Origin of the sequence: Paraburkholderia sp. SIMBA_053 (assembly GCF_046534895.1) — a bacterium.
GTDB classification, from domain to species: Bacteria; Pseudomonadota; Gammaproteobacteria; order Burkholderiales; family Burkholderiaceae; genus Paraburkholderia; species Paraburkholderia caledonica.
In genome coordinates this window covers 1-278 of record NZ_JAWRXU010000533.1, presented here as the reverse complement: position 1 = coordinate 278, position 278 = coordinate 1, and the positions used below count along the sequence as shown (strand labels likewise).

Here is a 278-nt window from a genome sequence, read left to right as displayed (position 1 = left end):
GCAGGTCATCCAGGCGATGGTCGGCGAGCCGCAGGAAGCCGTGAAGGACGCGGTGTGGACGGAGGTGAAGCTGCACTTCCGGCCCGAGTTCCTGAACCGGATCGACGACGTCGTGGTGTTCCATGCGCTCGACCGCTCGAACGTGCAGTCCATCGCGCGGATTCAGTTGCAGCGTCTGCATGACCGGCTCGCGAAGCTCGACATGCAACTGGTGGTCTCCGACGAGGCGCTCGAGCACGTGGGCAAGGTCGGCTACGATCCGCTGTTCGGCGCGCGGC

At 65.8% G+C, this 278-nt stretch carries 1 pseudogene; it reads left to right on the top strand.

What is annotated here, in order from left to right:
* Positions 1–278: pseudogene (locus SB753_RS36730) on the top strand (type VI secretion system ATPase TssH); the annotation flags it as partial.